Origin of the sequence: Halobaculum sp. D14 (genome assembly GCF_051195135.1) — an archaeon.
GTDB lineage: Archaea > Halobacteriota > Halobacteria > Halobacteriales > Haloferacaceae > JBNTKA01.
The window spans coordinates 364,025-379,545 of sequence record NZ_JBNTKA010000002.1 but is presented as its reverse complement, the minus strand read 5'-3'; the positions used below and the strand labels follow the sequence as shown (position 1 = coordinate 379,545).

The 15,521-nt window shown below is 70.9% G+C and carries 17 protein-coding genes and 1 tRNA gene; 6 read left to right on the top strand and 12 right to left on the bottom strand.

The window, feature by feature from the left end; genetic code table 11:
* Nucleotides 1–32: 32 nt before the first annotated feature.
* From ACQUST_RS07705 to ACQUST_RS07680, 6 genes are all read right to left on the bottom strand, one after another.
* Nucleotides 33–551: a ribbon-helix-helix protein, CopG family gene (locus ACQUST_RS07705; RefSeq protein WP_435127006.1), complete on the bottom strand. Its 519-nt coding sequence runs from the start codon at nt 549–551 to the stop codon at nt 33–35.
* Nucleotides 552–677: 126 nt separating this feature from the next.
* Complete coding sequence (locus ACQUST_RS07700; protein WP_435127004.1) at nt 678–1,235, bottom strand: DUF7097 family protein; 558 nt, start codon at nt 1,233–1,235, stop codon at nt 678–680.
* A gap of 57 nt (nt 1,236–1,292) precedes the next feature.
* A complete protein-coding gene (locus tag ACQUST_RS07695; RefSeq protein WP_435127002.1) occupies nt 1,293–1,628 on the bottom strand; it encodes a hypothetical protein in 336 nt (111 codons plus the stop codon).
* Nucleotides 1,629–1,700: 72 nt separating this feature from the next.
* A complete protein-coding gene (locus ACQUST_RS07690; RefSeq protein WP_435127001.1) occupies nt 1,701–2,372 on the bottom strand; it encodes a hypothetical protein in 672 nt (223 codons plus the stop codon).
* Between the two features lie 129 nt (nt 2,373–2,501).
* Complete coding sequence (locus ACQUST_RS07685) at nt 2,502–4,067, bottom strand: 2-isopropylmalate synthase (protein ID WP_435126999.1); 1,566 nt, start codon at nt 4,065–4,067, stop codon at nt 2,502–2,504.
* A gap of 241 nt (nt 4,068–4,308) precedes the next feature.
* Entirely contained in the window at nt 4,309–4,755 is a 447-nt protein-coding gene (locus ACQUST_RS07680) for a DUF192 domain-containing protein (RefSeq protein WP_435126997.1), read from the bottom strand.
* Between the two features lie 128 nt (nt 4,756–4,883).
* Here ACQUST_RS07680 and ACQUST_RS07675 point away from each other — a divergent pair, with 128 nt between their 5' ends.
* Nucleotides 4,884–5,237, top strand: coding sequence for a hypothetical protein (locus ACQUST_RS07675; protein WP_435126995.1), 354 nt, complete (start codon nt 4,884–4,886; stop codon nt 5,235–5,237).
* Nucleotides 5,238–5,293: 56 nt separating this feature from the next.
* Here ACQUST_RS07675 and ACQUST_RS07670 read toward each other — a convergent pair.
* Nucleotides 5,294–5,378, bottom strand: a tRNA-Ser gene (locus ACQUST_RS07670).
* A 147-nt stretch (nt 5,379–5,525) separates the two neighbouring features.
* Between ACQUST_RS07670 and ACQUST_RS07665 the strand changes: the two genes are divergently transcribed.
* Nucleotides 5,526–6,509 carry an AAA family ATPase gene (locus tag ACQUST_RS07665; protein ID WP_435126993.1) on the top strand — a complete coding sequence of 328 codons (984 nt, stop codon included), beginning with the start codon at nt 5,526–5,528 and terminating at the stop codon, nt 6,507–6,509.
* Between the two features lie 21 nt (nt 6,510–6,530).
* Here the strand turns inward: ACQUST_RS07665 and ACQUST_RS07660 are convergent, their stop codons facing one another.
* The 4 genes from ACQUST_RS07660 to ACQUST_RS07645 are packed head-to-tail and all read right to left on the bottom strand — an operon-like array spanning nt 6,531 to nt 10,016.
* On the bottom strand, nt 6,531–7,025 hold the full coding sequence (locus tag ACQUST_RS07660) for a DUF7519 family protein (protein WP_435126991.1): 495 nt from the start codon (nt 7,023–7,025) through the stop codon (nt 6,531–6,533).
* On the bottom strand, nt 7,022–8,320 hold the full coding sequence (locus ACQUST_RS07655; RefSeq protein WP_435126989.1) for a DUF58 domain-containing protein: 1,299 nt from the start codon (nt 8,318–8,320) through the stop codon (nt 7,022–7,024). The genes ACQUST_RS07660 and ACQUST_RS07655 overlap by 4 nt, the downstream gene beginning before the upstream one ends.
* On the bottom strand, nt 8,320–8,988 hold the full coding sequence (locus ACQUST_RS07650; RefSeq protein ID WP_435126987.1) for a DUF7269 family protein: 669 nt from the start codon (nt 8,986–8,988) through the stop codon (nt 8,320–8,322). The genes ACQUST_RS07655 and ACQUST_RS07650 overlap by 1 nt, the downstream gene beginning before the upstream one ends.
* Nucleotides 8,985–10,016 (bottom strand): DUF4129 domain-containing protein, encoded by a 1,032-nt coding sequence (locus ACQUST_RS07645; RefSeq protein ID WP_435126985.1) that lies wholly within the window; start codon nt 10,014–10,016, stop codon nt 8,985–8,987. Before ACQUST_RS07645 ends, ACQUST_RS07650 begins: the two co-directional genes overlap by 4 nt.
* A 437-nt stretch (nt 10,017–10,453) precedes the next feature.
* Here ACQUST_RS07645 and ACQUST_RS07640 point away from each other — a divergent pair, with 437 nt between their 5' ends.
* The 4 genes from ACQUST_RS07640 (at nt 10,454) to ACQUST_RS07625 (ending at nt 14,619) form a co-directional block, all read left to right on the top strand.
* Nucleotides 10,454–11,791, top strand: a complete 1,338-nt coding sequence (locus ACQUST_RS07640) for a sodium/calcium exchanger protein (protein ID WP_435126984.1) — start codon at nt 10,454–10,456, stop codon at nt 11,789–11,791.
* Between the two features lie 68 nt (nt 11,792–11,859).
* On the top strand, nt 11,860–12,180 hold the full coding sequence (locus ACQUST_RS07635; RefSeq protein ID WP_435126982.1) for a hypothetical protein: 321 nt from the start codon (nt 11,860–11,862) through the stop codon (nt 12,178–12,180).
* Nucleotides 12,181–13,002: 822 nt separating this feature from the next.
* Nucleotides 13,003–13,788 (top strand): 2-keto-4-pentenoate hydratase, encoded by a 786-nt coding sequence (locus ACQUST_RS07630; RefSeq protein ID WP_435126980.1) that lies wholly within the window; start codon nt 13,003–13,005, stop codon nt 13,786–13,788.
* Between the two features lie 69 nt (nt 13,789–13,857).
* Nucleotides 13,858–14,619, top strand: coding sequence for an IclR family transcriptional regulator (locus ACQUST_RS07625; protein ID WP_435126978.1), 762 nt, complete (start codon nt 13,858–13,860; stop codon nt 14,617–14,619).
* An 80-nt stretch (nt 14,620–14,699) separates the two neighbouring features.
* On the opposite strand, the gene ACQUST_RS07620 is transcribed toward ACQUST_RS07625, so the two are convergent.
* Entirely contained in the window at nt 14,700–15,479 is a 780-nt protein-coding gene (locus tag ACQUST_RS07620; protein WP_435126976.1) for a 2-keto-4-pentenoate hydratase, read from the bottom strand.
* Nucleotides 15,480–15,521 lie beyond the last annotated feature (42 nt).

Here is a 15,521-nt window from a genome sequence, read left to right as displayed (position 1 = left end):
AAGCGACGTCGACAGTAGCGCCGCCGTCCGTCTCAGTCGTCCCGGCCCGCGGCGTCCGTGTCCGCGTCGCGGTCCGAATCCGCGTCGCCGTCGCGGTCCGAATCCGCGTCGCCGTCACTCGCTTCGTCGGCCGCGGCGTCGACGCCGAAGTCGTCGACCGGCATCACGGAGTAGTCGACCGAGAGCGTGTCGCGGGTCGCCCGGATTTTGCCGACGAACGACGATATCTCCTCCAGGTCGCCGTCGAGGACGAACAGTTCCATGCAGAGGTGGCCGCCGACGTGGCTGTGAAAGTTCGACGCGACGAGGTGTTCGTTCTCGTGTCGGAGATGCATCATGCGCTCTTCGACGTTCGTCGTCTCGTAGTCGAAGACGACGGTGACGACGGCCATCAGTTCGCGCTCCTCCAGGCGACGGTCCTCGAACTCGCCGAGGAGGTTCCGGCCGGCCTCCCGGAGCAGTTCGCTCCGCCCGGTGTAGCCGTGTTCGTCCGCGAAGCGGTCGAGGCGGTCGACGAGTTCCTCCGGCATCGAGACGCTGACGACGGTCATACACTATCTTGGCCGGTGCGAGTTATTAATCATTCCCGTTGAGTCGCCGATTTCGGCGGTTAGGTTACTAAGACGCGGGGCGGGAAAGGGCGGGAGCAGCGGCAGCAGAAGGCCGGTCGCCCGAGGTCAGCCGTCCGCGTCGCCGTCGGCGTCGTCGCCGAAGCGGTCGCTGGCCGTCGAGAACCCGAGTTCGTCGAGCTCCTTCCCGCGGCGCGACTCCCGCTCCGCGATGGCTTCCGGGTCGGGCGCGGCGTCGTCGTCGACGCGGGCGAAGCCGTTGTGGACCTTCGCGTGACACCACCGGCAGAGCCCGACCGTGATCTCGTGTGCGGGGTCGTCGCCGTCGCCGTCCGCGTCGCCGGCGTCCGCGTACGACAGGTGGTGCTCCTCGACGAGCGGCCGCGTCGCGTCGTGCGCCATCCGCACCTCTTCGAGCCCGCAGCGCGCGCACTCCTTCCCGTCGGTGGTCGAGCGGTAGTGCGGACAGTCCGGCCAGTCGGCGTCCTCGTCGGCGACGAGGCAGGCGTAGTCGTCGGCGCGCCGCTCCGCCGCGAACGCCGGGTCGTGGCCGGCGTGGTTCAGCGCGTACCGGCAGCGGCCGTCGCCGGTCAGGTGGTCGCAGGCGCCCGCGCGCTCGTACGGGTCGTCCACGCCGACCGGCGTCCCGTCCGGCGTCTCCTCCATACGCCACCTCCGTCGCGTTCGCCCAAAAACCCTGAGAAAATCCAGAGTTCCGCCGCGCTACAGCAGCAGCGTGAGGTTCCAGACGCCGACGAGTCCGAACCAGGCGGCGCAGCCGAGGTAGACGGCGGCGCGCAGCGTCGGGACGTACCACTCCGGGGCGTCGTCGGCGACGCGGGCGATGACGACGCCGGACTCCGCGAGCAGGCCGACGACCACCATGGTCAGCACCGTCAGCACCGCCATCCCGCCGACCTGGCCGAACTCCGCCATCAGCGCCCGCGACAGCGGCACGGTCTCGCGGGCGGACTCAACGAGCCGGAGGACGACGACCGTCGACGCCGCGTCCAGCCCCTTCCCGGCGAGCAGCGCGGCCGCCAGCGTCACTCGGCGCACGGCCGCACCGACGGCTGACGGCGACATAACTGTGCGGGCGGCAGTCGACGGAGGCGGCCGAGTCCGCGACGGTCAGAGTCGCGCCCGGCGGCGCTCCGGCGACGGCTTCGGGCGGAGCGCGGCCGGAACCCACTCGGGAAGCCGACGGGCGTCGACGAATGCGAGCGCGGCAGCGACCCGGTCGGCGTCGACGCGCGCCGCGGCCGCACGGTCAGCCGCGTACGTCCGGCGACGGAGGAGCGGGAACGCGACAGCGACGGCGCCGACCAGCCCGGCGACCACCGCGCCCGCGGTCCAGACGGAGCCGAAGCCGGACGGGTCGACGCCGACCGCGACCGCGAACGCGACGCCGAGTGCGAACAGCACCGCCGCGTACAGTTCGGGGAGCCGGGCGTCGTCCTGACCTGCGGCGACGCCGACCAGCCCGGCGAGTTCGGCGTCCGTCGCGTCCGACAGCGCCGCCGCCGACAGCACCAGCAGCCGGCGACGCGGCGTCCCGGCGAGCCCGACGAACGCGCGCGACTCGGTCGAGACGACGGCATCGAGACGGTCAGCGGCGTCGACGCCAGCAGTCTCGGCGGCGCGTCGGAGCCGGTCGCGTTCGGCTTCGGTCGGCGGGCGGACGTCAGCGGTCCGGCGGAACAGCGCCGCGCCGAACACGTACCGCGCGGCCAGCGCGAGCGGAAGCGCCGCGAGCACCGCGGTGCCGACCACGCCGAATCGGAGCAGGGAGGGCGAAGGCACGGTCGTCGGCTCGTTCGGGCGAAGCGCCGTTAACGGTACCGCTCGCTCGGAGTGCATCACGCCGGGACGCGAGAACGGCCGAGCGGCGAGGAACACGGGCCGCGAAACGAGGCGGCGACTCGCCGAAGTTCAGTCGTCGGCGGGCGCTTCCGCCTCGTCGTCGGCGTCGTCGCCCTCGGCGTCGGCGCCGCCGTCAGCGTCGCCGTCCGCGTCGACGGCTTCGTCTTCGAGTAACTGGTCGAGCGCGTCGACGGCGGCGTCGACGCTGGCGCGGGTGATGTCGGCGTCGGCGGCGGAGACGGTGATGCCGCGGTCGCCGCGGCGCATCTCGACTTCGACCGTGACGACGGCGTCGGTGCCGCCGGTGACGGCGTCGACCCGGTAGGATTCGAGGTGGGCGTCGTCGTCGCCGAGCGCCTCACGGACGGCGGCCATCGCGGCGTCGACCGGGCCGCTCCCGGTGCCGGCGGCGGTGCGCTCCTCGTCGCCGACGCGGAGCCGGACGGACGCCGCGGGCGTCTCGCCGCCGCTCGTCGCCGAGAGCCCGAGCAGTTCGACCTCGCGGTCGCGGCTCCGGCCGAGTTCGTCGGCGGCGAGCGCGCGGAGGTCGGCGTCGGTGACGCGCTTCCCGCGGTCGCCGAGTTCCTTCACGCGCGCGACGACGCGGCCGAGTTCGTCGGCCGACGGCTCGAACCCGAGGTCGGCGAGCGCGGCGGCGACGCCGGCGCGGCCCGCGTGCTTCCCGAGGACGAGTCGGCGCTCGCGGCCGACCGTCTCCGGCGGGTACGGCTCGTACATCCGGTCGTCCTTCAGGGTGCCGTCGGTGTGGATGCCGCTCTCGTGGGCGAACGCGTCGCCGCCCACGACGGCCTTGTTCGACGGGAGCGCGACGCCGGTGGCGTCGGCGACCGCGCGCGAGAGCGCGTACAGCTCCTCGAGGTTCAGCGTCTCGATGCCGTAACAGCGGTCGAGCGCGATGGCGACCTCCTCGAGCGCGACGTTGCCGGCGCGCTCGCCGACGCCGTTGACGGTGCCGTGAACGAGGTCGGCGCCCGCGCGCAGCGACGCGAACACGTTCGCGACCGCGAGGCCGAGGTCGTCGTGGGTGTGCGTCGACGTCGGCCCGAGCGCGGCGAGCCGCGAGACGACCTCGGCGGTGCGCTCGGGCGAGGCGGCGCCGACCGTATCGCAGTAGCAGACCCGGTCGGCGCCGGCGTCGAGCGCGGCGCCCATGAGGCGTTCGAGGAAGTCGAGGTCGGCGCGGGAGCCGTCCTCGCCGAGCACCTCGACCCAGAGGCCGTGGTCGCGGGCGTAGTCGACGAGCTCGACGGTGTCGTCGACGACCTCGTCGCGGGTCGTCCCGATTTTCGTCTCGATGTGGCGGTCGGACGCCGGGACGACGAGGTTGACGCCGTCGACGTTGCAGTCGAGCGCGTGGTCGATGTCGCGCTGCACGCCGCGGGCGAAGCTGGTGACGGTCGCGTCGAGGCCGAGGTCGGCGACCCGACGGATGCCTTCGCGTTCGCCTTCGCTGGTGCAGGCGGACCCGGCTTCGATGACGTCCATGCCGGCGCGGTCCAGGTGCTCTGCGAGGCGCGCTTTGTCGTCCGGCGACAGCGACACGCCCGGCGCCTGCTCGCCGTCGCGCAGCGTCGTGTCGAGGAACGAAACTGTGTCTAGTTCTGAAAGGTTCACGTCTGAATGGGGCTCATCGCACCCGAATAAAACGTCCACGAGTCATGAGTGGCTCAACGGCACTCCGCCCCCCGGAGGGATAAACCGCGCCGACCGGACAGACGGACCTGTCGGACGTGCAAAAATTGCGGACGGGCCGCACGGCGCAATCTGTCGGCCCGACCGATTCGGTGTCCCGTCGTGCCGCTGCTCCCTTGCCGCGTCGCCGCTTCCCCGCTGTGTCGCCGCTGTTTCGCGCCCGTCAGTCTTCGACGAGTTCGATGCGGTCGCCCGGTTCCACGTCGGCGGCGGCGCCCGCGGGCAGTTCGACGACCGTGTCGGCGGCGGCCCAGCCGACGCCGAGCCACGGCCGCAGGCGCTTCACCGTCCGCACCTCTCCGTCGACGAGCCACACCGCGTCGAGCGCGAACGGAACGAACAGCATGTGGAGGTCGCGGGTGTCGACGTCGTCGAACGGGAACACCAGCGCGCCCCCCTCGGGCGCCGAGAGCCGGAACATGAACCCGCGCGCCTTCTCCAGCGTCGTCTCCGCCACGTCGACGTCGGTGGCGAGCGTCCGCGGCGCAGAATCCGGCTCCGAGCCCGTGTCCGAATCCGGGCCTGAATCCGGGCCTGAATCCGAATCTGAATCCGAATCCGCCTCGACGTCGTCCGCGGCGCCCCCCGCCGGGTAGTGGACCAGTCGCACGGTGTTCTCTGTTCCGTCGGCCACTATGACTGTTCCCCTCTGCGCGGACCGGTCGAGAGGAAACGGCCGGCGGCGGACCGCGCACCGCTGCTGCCGGCCGTTCGGCGGCGCCGGCGCAGGTGGGTTGTTTGAAGTACGAAGAGGCGGTACTCGCCGCCGTGAGTTACGTCGTCGAAGTGAAGCCGTCCGCCCGGAAGGCGAACGGCGCCGTCGGCCGCGCCGTCGTCGACGCCGGCGTCAGGCGGGCGTTCGGTGACCGCGACGACGCCGAAGCGTGGGCGGCCTCGCTGTCCGACGCCGGCGCGCGCCCGGTGTGGATTCACGCCGCCCACCCGGCCGACCGGAGCGACGTCGACGCCTACCTCGTCAGCCGCCAGCGACAGCTGCTCGACCTCGACGGCGCCTACGACAAGCGGCGGCGTCGCCTCCGCGGCGACACCGACGAACCCGGGACGCTCTCTCCGTACATCGACGACTCCTGAAACGGGAACGGACGCGGACGGCGCGCTCGCCGCTCGTCACGATGCGCCTCTGAGAACGCCGAGGGAGAGATTTGAACTCCCGAGTCCGAATGGACAGCAGATTTCGAATCTGCCGCCTTGGCCAGGCTAGGCTACCTCGGCTCAGTTCCCACTCGGCGGTGCTGCGGTTAATCGGTTTCGGTTCCGGTCGGCGGCTCGGCGGCCGGGACCGCACGACGGAGCGCCCGTAGTGACGCCGCGACCCCGCCAACCCGGACGTTTAACACCGAAGCCGCGTCCACACCTCGCATGGACATCCCCGACGCGGGCGCGGCCTGCACGGACGTGCTCGACGCCCTCCGCGGCTCGATCATCGCAGACGACGACTTCTTCGAGGACATCCTGATCGGCCTGCTTTCGGGCGGCCACGTCCTCATCGAAGACGTCCCCGGCACCGGGAAGACGCTGACCGCGCGCAGCGTCGCGACGGCGCTCGGCCTGTCGTTCTCGCGGGTGCAGTTCACCCCTGACCTGCTCCCGTCGGACGTCACCGGGACGAACGTGTTCGACGAGAGCGCCGGCGAGTTCGAGTTCTCCGAGGGCCCCATCTTCGCGAACGTCGTGCTCGCGGACGAAATCAACCGCGCGCCGCCGAAGACGCAGGCGGCGCTGCTCGAAGCGATGGAGGAAGAGCAGGTGACCGTCGACGGCGACACCTACGCGCTCCCGGAGCCGTTCTTCCTCGTCGCGACGCAGAACCCCGTCGAGTCCGAGGGGAACTTCCCGCTGCCGGAGGCGCAACTCGACCGGTTCAACGTCAAGACGTCGATGGGGTACCCGGAGCTCGACGGCGAAATCGAGCTGCTGCGCCGGCGCGCCGGCCGCGTCGAGCAGGATCCCTCCATCGACCCGGTGCTCGACGCCGACAGCGTCGTCGACGTCCGAGGCGCGCCCGAGTCCGTCCGCGTCGACGACGACCTCCTGGAGTACATGGCGCGGCTCACCCGCGCCACCCGCGAGGACCGCCGCGTCGACGTCGGCGTCTCCCCGCGCGGCACCCAGCGGCTGTTCGAGGCGACCCGCGCCGCCGCGGTGCTCGCCGGCCGCGAGTTCGTCACGCCCGACGACGTCAAGCGGGTCGCAGCGCCCGTGCTCGCCCACCGACTCGTGCTCACGCCGGACGCGAAGGTCGACGACGTCGCCAAATCGGACGTGCTGCAGGCGGTGCTCGACCGCGTCGAAGTCCCGACGGTCCAGCAGGGCGGCAGCGACGCCGGCGCCGCCGCGGAGTGACGGTCGGACGCGGGGGCGCCGTCAGCGGAGCGCGCTGACGAGCGCGACGGCGCCGGCGAGCAGGAAGAACAGCGCGACGAGCGGCTGGCCGCCGGTCGCCGTCGAGTAGACGCCGAACGCGACGGCCGCACCGACCGCGCCGACCGTGACGCTGGCCGCGGCGTGAAAGCCGATGGTCCGGGTCGCGTCCGTTTCGGCGCCGAGCTGCTCGCCGACGCCGACGGCGTGTTCGCCGAGGTCCCACGCGAGCACCGTGCCGAGGGCGCCGACGAGCAACGGCGCAGCCCCGGCGCCGCCGACCGTGCCGGCGGCCAGGACGCCGAGCGCGAGGCCGACGGCGCCCCAGCCGAGGACGCGCCGAGACGAGCCGCGCGTCCCGACGACGACCAGCAGGAACCCGACGGCTGCGACGGCGCCGGCGGCCGGCGCGACGAGCGCGACCGACGCCGTCCCGACGGCCGCGGGGAGCGCCGCGACGGCGACGCCGAGCGCCGGCGGCGACCGCGTCACGGTCACTGCGACCACCTCGCGGCGGCGCGCTGCAGCTCCGCGGCCAGCGGCTCGTCGCCCCAGTCGAGCACCCGGAGCCCGGCGCCGCGGAGCCGCGACAGCCGGTTCGACCGTTCGACCGCCGCGAGCTGGCGGCCCGGCGTGTCGCCGGCGGTCGGGTCCGGGCTGATGACGGTGACGGCGTGGCCGTACGCGTCGAGCCGGCGAGCCAGCAGCGCGGCGTAGTCGTCGGTGAGCGGCGAGCAGAACACGACCTGCGCGTCCGCCGGGAGGCGCCGCCGGAACCGCTTCGTCCACGTCGTCGCGAGGAACCGGTCCTCCGACGGCGTCGGCGCGAGCGACGGATGGGTCGCCAGCACGTCGCGGAGTTCGGCGGCGTGGTCGGCGCCGGAGCCGGGCGGCAGCCAGCAGTCGCCGGCCGCGAACGCCGCGACGCCGACGCGGTCGCCGCTGTCGAGCAGCGCGGAGGCGGCCTGCATCGCCGCGTCGACGCCGCGTTCGACGGCGTTCGCCGCCTCCGCGGTCGGCGCGAGGTAGGCGTCCTCGCGGGCGTCGACGCACAGCACGACCGTCGCGGCGCGCTCCTCGCGGAGCTGCAGCGTCGACAGCTCGCCGGTGCGGGCGTACCGCGACCAGTTCACGCGCTTGGCCGGGTCGCCGTGGCGGTACTCGCGCGTCGAGTGGAACTCCAGCCCGGCGCCGCCGACGTCGGTGGCGACGCGGCCGGCGTACTGCGTCGTGAGTCCGCGCAGCGGCAGCGACGACGACGACGAAAGCTCCGGCCGGCACCGCATCGTCGTCTCGACGTCGACCCGGCTGCCGCGCTCGGTCGACCCGCTGACGTTCCGCGCGACGACGTGGACCGGGTCCCACTCGTGGGCGCCGCGGGTCGCGGTCACGGTGTAGCGGACCGTCGCGGACTTCCCGGGGCGCAGCGCCGTGCCGAGCCGCGCCGGCTCGTCGTTCTCGGTTGCGAGCCCGGGCGGGACGCCGTCGACGACGCGGAGGTCCGGGACGATGCCGTCGCCGACGTTCCGGACGCGCAGCGTCACGGTCACCTCGTCGCCCGGGTCGGGCGCGTCGTCCGACAGTTCCCGCTCGACGTCGACCGACGGCGCCGGCTCCGTGTCGGCGTGCGCGTAGGCGGCGTACGCGACCGCGACGGCGCCGGCGAGCACCAGCGGCGGATGCCGCAGCAGGACGCCGAGGCCGACGGGGAGCAGCGCGAACCCGGCGACGCCGGCCCACCGGCCGGTCGGAAGCACCCCCTCCGGCTGGAGCTGTTCGGGGAGCCGCGGCATCAGCGACTCACCTCGCGGAGCCGGCGGACGGCGCGAATCGGCCGCCGACCGGCTTCGACCGCGGCTTCGGCGAGCCGCCACCGCATCGACGACGGCGCCGGCCGCGGAGCGTCGACGCCGTCTTCCACGGCGGCGATTGCGGCGATGGTGCGGCGCACCACGAACCGGTACTGAGTGTTCGAACCGGCGAGGCTGCGGGCGCGCACCGACGCCGGGGTCGGCGGCGTCTCGCCGAGGAACCACGCAGCCACCGGGTCGTCCGTCCACGTACCGTCGCGGAGCGCGGCGTCGACGTCGTCGTCGCTGCCGACCGACCCGCGGGTCCGGAGGGTCGTCCGGGCAGCGTCGCCCAGTCGGTCGCGGAGTTCGCGCCGCTCCCGGACGCTCGCGTGCGAGGCCGCCGACGCCGTGCGGACGAACTCGTCGACGTCGTCGCCGGGCGACGGCACCTCGTACCGGTCCTCCGCGTCGGCGGTGGCGACGGCGCGGTGCTCGGTGTGCCGGGCCTCGTTGGCGTACCGGAGCCCCTGCACGACCGCGAGCGCCCCGACGCCGCTGACGAACAGGTCGACGCCGCCGATGCCGATGACGCCCGCCAGCCCGTTCCGCGCGACGACCGCGAACCCGAACACGACGGCGAACAGGCCGAGCGCCGCCGAGCGGTTCACTCGTCCACCCCGTCCGCGTCGTCCGTCGGTCGGTCGGTCGCGTCGCCCGCGGCGGTTTCTGCGTCGTCGCCGGCGACCCCCGCGTCGTCGCCGGCGCCGTACGTCTCCTCGATGGAGCGGAGCGCGTCGACGGCGCGCCGTTCGCGCTCCGGGGTCGGCTCGGCGTCGCCGTACCGCACCTGCTCGAACAGGTCGGTGATAGCGGACACGTCGTCCGGGTTCATGCCGGCGTCGACGGCGGCGGCGGCGAACTCGCCCGGCGTCGACGAGTCCGGGCCGTCGACGTCGAGGTGCGCGGTGAGTTCGCGCCACGCGCGATACACTTCGTTCTCCAGGTCGGCGTCCGCCTCCAGCCGGTCGGCGGCGGCGCCGGCGGCGGCCCCGACGGCGGCCGCGCGCTCCGGTTCGGGGAGGCCGGGCTCCTCGTCGGCGACGTCCGGGTCGTCCGAGTCGGTCGTCGACAGGAACAGCAGCGCGACGCTGCCGACGATTGCGACGAGCAGCAGCAGACCGACGAGCGCCGTCGGCGTCGACACCGCCTCGCCGGCGGCGTTCATCCCGGCGCTGCCGCCGCCGCTGCCGAGCGAGACGTTGCCGCCGGCCGCGCCCGGTACGCCGAATCGCGTCGGCGCCGACCCGCACGACGTCAACACGACGTAGAGGATGGCGAACGGAAGCGACAGCGACGCCACGGTCAGCCCCGAGAGGACGGCGGAGCCCATCGACCGGTAGAGGCCGGCGAACGCCGCGAACACGGCGAGCAGGAGGAGCGTCTGCACCCACCACTTCGTGAGGAACGGGAGACACAGCGACAGCGACAGGCCGCCGCCGGTGCCGCCGCTTGCACCGCCGAGTTCGACCGCGCCGGTGTCGTCGCCGACGCCGGTCCTGTCGTCGGCCGCGCCGGCGCCGAAGCCGCCGCTGTTCTGCGTCGCCGTTGCGGAGTCGAGCGTCGCCGCGGCGGCGGCCAGAGCGAGGACGGCGAGGAGGGCGAAACCGACCGTCAGGACGGTCCGGCGTTCAACCACGCCACCCCGTAGCAGGAACCGGTGGTTGAACCTTTCGACGGCCGTCGCCTCACGTACGTATCGGTCCGAAAGCGGGGCGGCACAGGGACACCCTCCGAGAAGCCCCTGGGTCGCCCGGTGGCCTCGGCGAGCCACGTCGGCACGACGAACCGCGTCAGGCAGTTCCGCCGGAACGCACTTCAGCCTGATTGCCGCCCGGGGTCGAGCGGCCACCGCTCGTTCAAGCGCTTTCGGCAGGTATCCGCGTCGTCGACGCCGTGAGCAGCCGAATGACGGGCAAACACACTACACAGCCGATTCGGTCGCTTCGCCGCTCCTGCCGTTCGTTCCCGACGGCATCACCGATAACTTGTGTTTTATGTGGCCGACCGCTGCATGGCCGGTAACGGCAACTCCGCCGCGCCGACGCCGCGCGGTGGCAGACGCCATCGACATCCATGAAAACTCGACGCTACATTCTGCTCATGCTCGGCGGAGCGGTGACGCTGACGCTCCCGTGGCTCCTCCGGAGCCTCGTGGGCGGCTACGAATCGACACTGGTGACCGTCGCGCTCAGCGGCGCCGCGGTGCTCGGCGCGTCGTTCCTGCTGGCGTGGGGCGCCGAGACCGCGGAGAAAGACGTGCCGCGCGCGTTCGCGCTCGCCATCCTCGCCGTGCTCGCGGTCGCGCCGGAGTACGCGGTCGACGCGCTGTACGCGTGGCAGGCCGGGCAGAATCCGGCCTCGGACGCCGCGCACCTCGCGGTCGCGAACATGACCGGGGCGAACCGCATCCTCATCGGCATCGGCTGGGCCGGCATCGCGCTGTTCTCCATCTACCGCGCAACCGCCGGCGGCGCCACCGACCACGCCATCAACGACCGCGGCGGCACGCTCGCCGACTCGGTCCAGCTCGACCGCAGCATCGCGACGGAGATCATGTTCCTGACGGCGGCGACCGTGTTCGCGTTCATCGTCCCGGTCGCCATCGGCGGCAGCGGCCTCGGCATCGACGCGTTCGACACCATCGTGCTCGTCGGGCTGTACGTCGCGTACATCCTCGTCGTGCTCCGCGGCGACGTCGACCAGGACGAGGCGCACGTCGGCGTCCCGGCGTACCTCCAGGAGCTCCGGAAGTCGCTGCGCATCCCGGCGGTCCTGGCGCTGTTCGCGTACGCCGGCTTCCTCATCTTCAGCGCCGTCGAGCCGTTCGCGCACGGCCTCGAACACATGGGGACCGAAGCCGGCATCCCGCCGTTCTTCATGATTCAGTGGATCGCGCCGCTCGCCAGCGAGAGCCCGGAGCTCGTCATCACGGCCTACCTCGTCAACAAGGCGCGGACGACGGCGTCGTTCAACGCGCTCATCTCCTCGAAGCTGAACCAGTGGACGCTGCTCATCGGGACGCTCGCGGTCGTCTACAGCATCTCGCTCGGCCGGTACGGCATCCTGCCGTTCGGGCCGAAGCAGGCCGCCGAAATCTGGCTGACCGCGGCGCAGAGCCTGTTCGCGCTCGCCATCCTCGTCAACTTCGAGATTTCGGTGCGGGAGGCGGTCGCGCTGCTCGTGCTGTTCCTCTCGCAGGTCGTCGGCGAGTTCGTCCTGATTCGGCTGTTCACCGAGGCGCGCGCCGACGAACTGAGCCTGCTGCTACTGTACGCCTTCACGGCGCTGTACCTGGTCCTCGCCGCAGGGCTGTTCGCGAAGCGGCGCGCCGCGCTCAGGGACGTCTTCCGAATCGCGATGGCGAACGCCCGCGGCCGCGACCCCGACGTCTCGCCGCCGGCCGACGACTGACCGTGGACGCGCACCGTCAGACCTCGAAAACCGAATAGACTTTATTCGCAGTTCGCTTCGTCCGTGGTATGTCTGGGCATGTGCCACGCGAGTCGTCCACGGAGGGCGGCTCGGCCCACCCGGCACTCCCGTTTTCGATTCCGCACAGTTCACAGCTCACCTGGGAGCTCGGCAGCCGCGTCGTCGACGACGAGGAGGCGACCGCGCTCGACGCGTGGCAGCACGCCGACTCGCGGTGGGAAGTAACGGCCTTCGAGGTCGCGGCGCACACCCGGGTTCTGCGGCTCCGAACGCCCGTCGGCCGGGAACGCTACTACGGCGTCGCCGACGACGGCTTCGACACCGCGACCGACCAGCTGGAGCGCGCCCGCGACTGGACGCGGCGGTAACGACCTCGTCTCGTTCTCCTCGGCAGTGCCGCCCTCGGTGAGCCGCGGCTCCAGCCCAGGCGGCACCCGTAACCAATCCGCCGAGTCGGAGAGTAATCGAACTATCTGATTCCCGTGTTTTCTTTCAACCCCTACTAATTTTGTCATCGACACAGGTATAGTCAGCTGACCAACCCAATCTAGGATGCACTCACGATACGGATTTTCAGCGTTTCAGACCAGCCAGGGTTGTGCGGAAATCAGTGGCACTTGCTTCGAAGTAGCCACTATTCGTAGATAATAGCGGAAAATACCCACGAAGTTAGCCACAGTTGCGAATTTGTCGAGGTTCTTGAGCCGAAAGCCGCAGTTCGGGGCACGAACCGACAGAGAAAGAACTAACAGACTTATTCTATAGATATATTTCTTATATTAGTTTGATAACCAGCGTGCTGCGGTCGGGAGACGGCCACGTTATTACAGAGTTAGTGTTGTAATGCCCAGAGCGTGCCGACTCCCGCGATATCGTTTTCAGAAGGAAAATCTGGTTGGCGTCGCGGGAGAGCCACCGGAGAGCAGCAGTCACTCGACGCGGCACATCGCCGGTTTTCAGACCTGAACAGAGCGGATCTCGGAGCGATTCACGTCTATCTGGTCGGCAGTCACGGGAAAAACCGCTGCCCGCAGAACCCCGTGTTTCCACATAGAAAACGAGGATGCCGGCCGTCCAGTCCCGGATGTGAGAGACGCGCGGGCGGGAGGAGCGAGCGAGAGGCGCCGGCGCAGCGCCGGGAGTTGCGGGGAACACGAATTTATTTGGCGGTGGCCGGTATCCGGGTGAGTATGCCAGTCGACGCGGACGTCCGCGAGGAACTCGCGGAGTCGCTGTACGAGGCGCACGAGTCGGCCGAGCCGATCAGTCGGCTGACGGCAACGCACGACCTGACGGTGGCGGACGCCTACGACGTCCAGTCGCGGTTCATCGACCGCCGACTCGACGACGGTGCGTCGGTAACCGGCCACAAGGTCGGCCTGACGAGCGACGGTATCCAGGAGCAACTCGGCGTCGACGAACCCGACTTCGGCCGGCTGCTCGATACGATGTTCGTCGAGGGGCGGACGATTCCGGCCGACGGCCTCATCGCGCCGCGCGTGGAGCCGGAACTCGGCTTCCTCATCGGCGAACCGCTCGAACCGCCGGTGACGTACCTCGACGTGCTGAACGCGACCCGGAGCGTCGTCCCGGTGCTCGAAGTCATCGACAGCCGCGTGCGCGACTGGGACATCAGGCTGCCCGACACCGTCGCCGACAACGCCTCGTCGGCGCTGTACCTCACCGGCGAGGAACTCAGCCCGGCGGACGCGACCGACCTGTCGCTGGAGGGCGTCAAGCTGTACCGGAACGGCGAACTGACGGCCTCCGGCGTCGGCGCCGCGGTGCTCGACCACCCCGCGCGTGCGGTCGCGTGGCTGGCGAACACGCTCGCCGACCTCGACCAGCGACTCGACGCCGGCCACCTCGTCTTGAGCGGGTCGCTCACCCCGGCCGTCGACGTCGAACCGGGCGACGCGCTCACCGCGGAGTTCACCACCGTCGGCTCGCTGACGGCGCACGTCGGCGAAGACTGAGACGGCGACAGCCCGCCAGAGAGTTTTGACTGTGAAAACATATATGTGCGGTGCGACCGATTCACACGTATGACCGAACCAGCGAACCACCCGGTGCGGACGACCGAGAAGTCGCTCCGGCTCGTCGAGCAGCTCCGGGCGCTCGACGGCGCGCGCATCCACGAGCTCGAAGCGGAGCTCGACATGACGAAGGGGGCGATTCACAACCACCTGAGCACGCTCCGCGAGCACGGCTACGTCGTCAAGTCGGGCGAGGAGTACCGGCTGAGCCTCAAGTTCCTCACGCTCGGCGGGCACGTCCGCCGCACCCACGACATCTACCAGTTCGGCCGGTCGAAGGCGAACCAGCTCGCCGACGACACCGGGATGCTCGTGAACCTCATGACAGAGGAGGACGGGAAGGGCGTCTACCTCTATCAGTCGCGCGGCGCGTACGCGGTGAACCTCGACACCCACCTCGGCTACCGCATCCACCTCCACAACATCGCCATCGGCAAGGCCATCCTCGCGAACCTCCCGCGGGAGCGCGTCGACGACATCATCGACCAGTGGGGGCTCCCGAAGGCCACCGAGAACACCATCACGCAGAAGTCGGTGCTGCTGGAGGAACTCGAACGGATTCGCGAGCAGGGGTACGCCACCGAACACGAAGAGCGGACGAAGGGGCTCGCCTGCATCGCCGCGCCGATTCGGCCCGACGACGAAATCCTTGGCGCGATCAGCGTCTCCGCGCCGACGCGGCGGCTCGGCACCGAAGGGTTCGACGACGAACTCGTCGGCGAAGTTCAGAGCACCGCGAACGAACTGTCGCTGGACATCCAGTACAAGTAGCTCGCCGCCCGCACCCCGGACGCTACGGTTCGTTTTCTCGAAGAAAATCCGTCGGAAGTCGGCGGCTGCGACCCTGAGCGTTACTCTGCGCGGAGGTGGACGGAGCCGATGTTCCCGAACTCGACGGTGTAGACGTCGTTCGGTTCGACGTCGATGGCGGCGGAGATGCCGCCGGTCATGACGAGGTCGCCTTCGCGGAGCTGCTGGTCGAGGTCGGCGAGCCGGTCGCCGAGCCACGCGACGGCGCGGGCCGGGTTCCCCATGATGTCGGCGCCGACACCGGTCGCCTCGATGTCGCCGTTCACGGTGACGGTGACGCCCTCGTGCGGGAGGTCGACGTCCGTGACGTCGCGGAGCGTCTCGCCGACGACGAGTTTGCCCGTGGAGGTGTTGTCCGCGATGACGTCCTGTGCGGACGGGATGGACCAGCCCTTGTAGCGGCTCTCGATGAGTTCGACGACCGGGACGAGCGCCCGGGTCGACGTGAGGACGTCCGTCGTCGACACCGGCGCGGAGAGGTCGTCGTCGAGGACGAGGCCGATTTCGGCTTCGAGCCGCGGCGAAATCATCTCCTCGGTCGGAATCGGGCCGTCGAGGACGTTCTCCTCGGTGATGGTGCCGAAGATGGGTTCGTCGATGCCGATCTGCTCCTGTTTCGCCTCGCTGACGAGGCCGAGTTTGCGGCCGATGACCTCGTTGTCGCCCGCGAGGACGCGGTCGACGACCGCGGACTGAATCTCGTACGCCTCGTCGGTCGTGAACTCCGCGTCCTCCGACAGCGGCGTCACCGGCTCCTTGTCGACGTAGGCGTCGTACAGCTCGTCGGCGAACGAATCGACCTCTGACTGGCTGAGTCCCATGGCTGGTACCTGCCGTACTCGTCACTTAGTCCTGCCGCTCCC

What these genes read in the sequence shown, in the direction of transcription:
- ACQUST_RS07705 (WP_435127006.1), bottom strand. Translation starts at nt 551, where the DNA reads ATGACCGTCGTCAGCGTCTCGATGCCGGAGGAACTCGTCGACCGCCTC.
- ACQUST_RS07700 (WP_435127004.1), bottom strand. Translation starts at nt 1,235, where the DNA reads ATGGAGGAGACGCCGGACGGGACGCCGGTCGGCGTGGACGACCCGTAC.
- ACQUST_RS07665 (WP_435126993.1), top strand. Translation starts at nt 5,526, where the DNA reads ATGGACATCCCCGACGCGGGCGCGGCCTGCACGGACGTGCTCGACGCC.
- ACQUST_RS07655 (WP_435126989.1), bottom strand. Translation starts at nt 8,320, where the DNA reads ATGCCGCGGCTCCCCGAACAGCTCCAGCCGGAGGGGGTGCTTCCGACC.
- ACQUST_RS07640 (WP_435126984.1), top strand. Translation starts at nt 10,454, where the DNA reads ATGAAAACTCGACGCTACATTCTGCTCATGCTCGGCGGAGCGGTGACG.
- ACQUST_RS07635 (WP_435126982.1), top strand. Translation starts at nt 11,860, where the DNA reads ATGTCTGGGCATGTGCCACGCGAGTCGTCCACGGAGGGCGGCTCGGCC.
- ACQUST_RS07630 (WP_435126980.1), top strand. Translation starts at nt 13,003, where the DNA reads ATGCCAGTCGACGCGGACGTCCGCGAGGAACTCGCGGAGTCGCTGTAC.
- ACQUST_RS07625 (WP_435126978.1), top strand. Translation starts at nt 13,858, where the DNA reads ATGACCGAACCAGCGAACCACCCGGTGCGGACGACCGAGAAGTCGCTC.
- ACQUST_RS07620 (WP_435126976.1), bottom strand. Translation starts at nt 15,479, where the DNA reads ATGGGACTCAGCCAGTCAGAGGTCGATTCGTTCGCCGACGAGCTGTAC.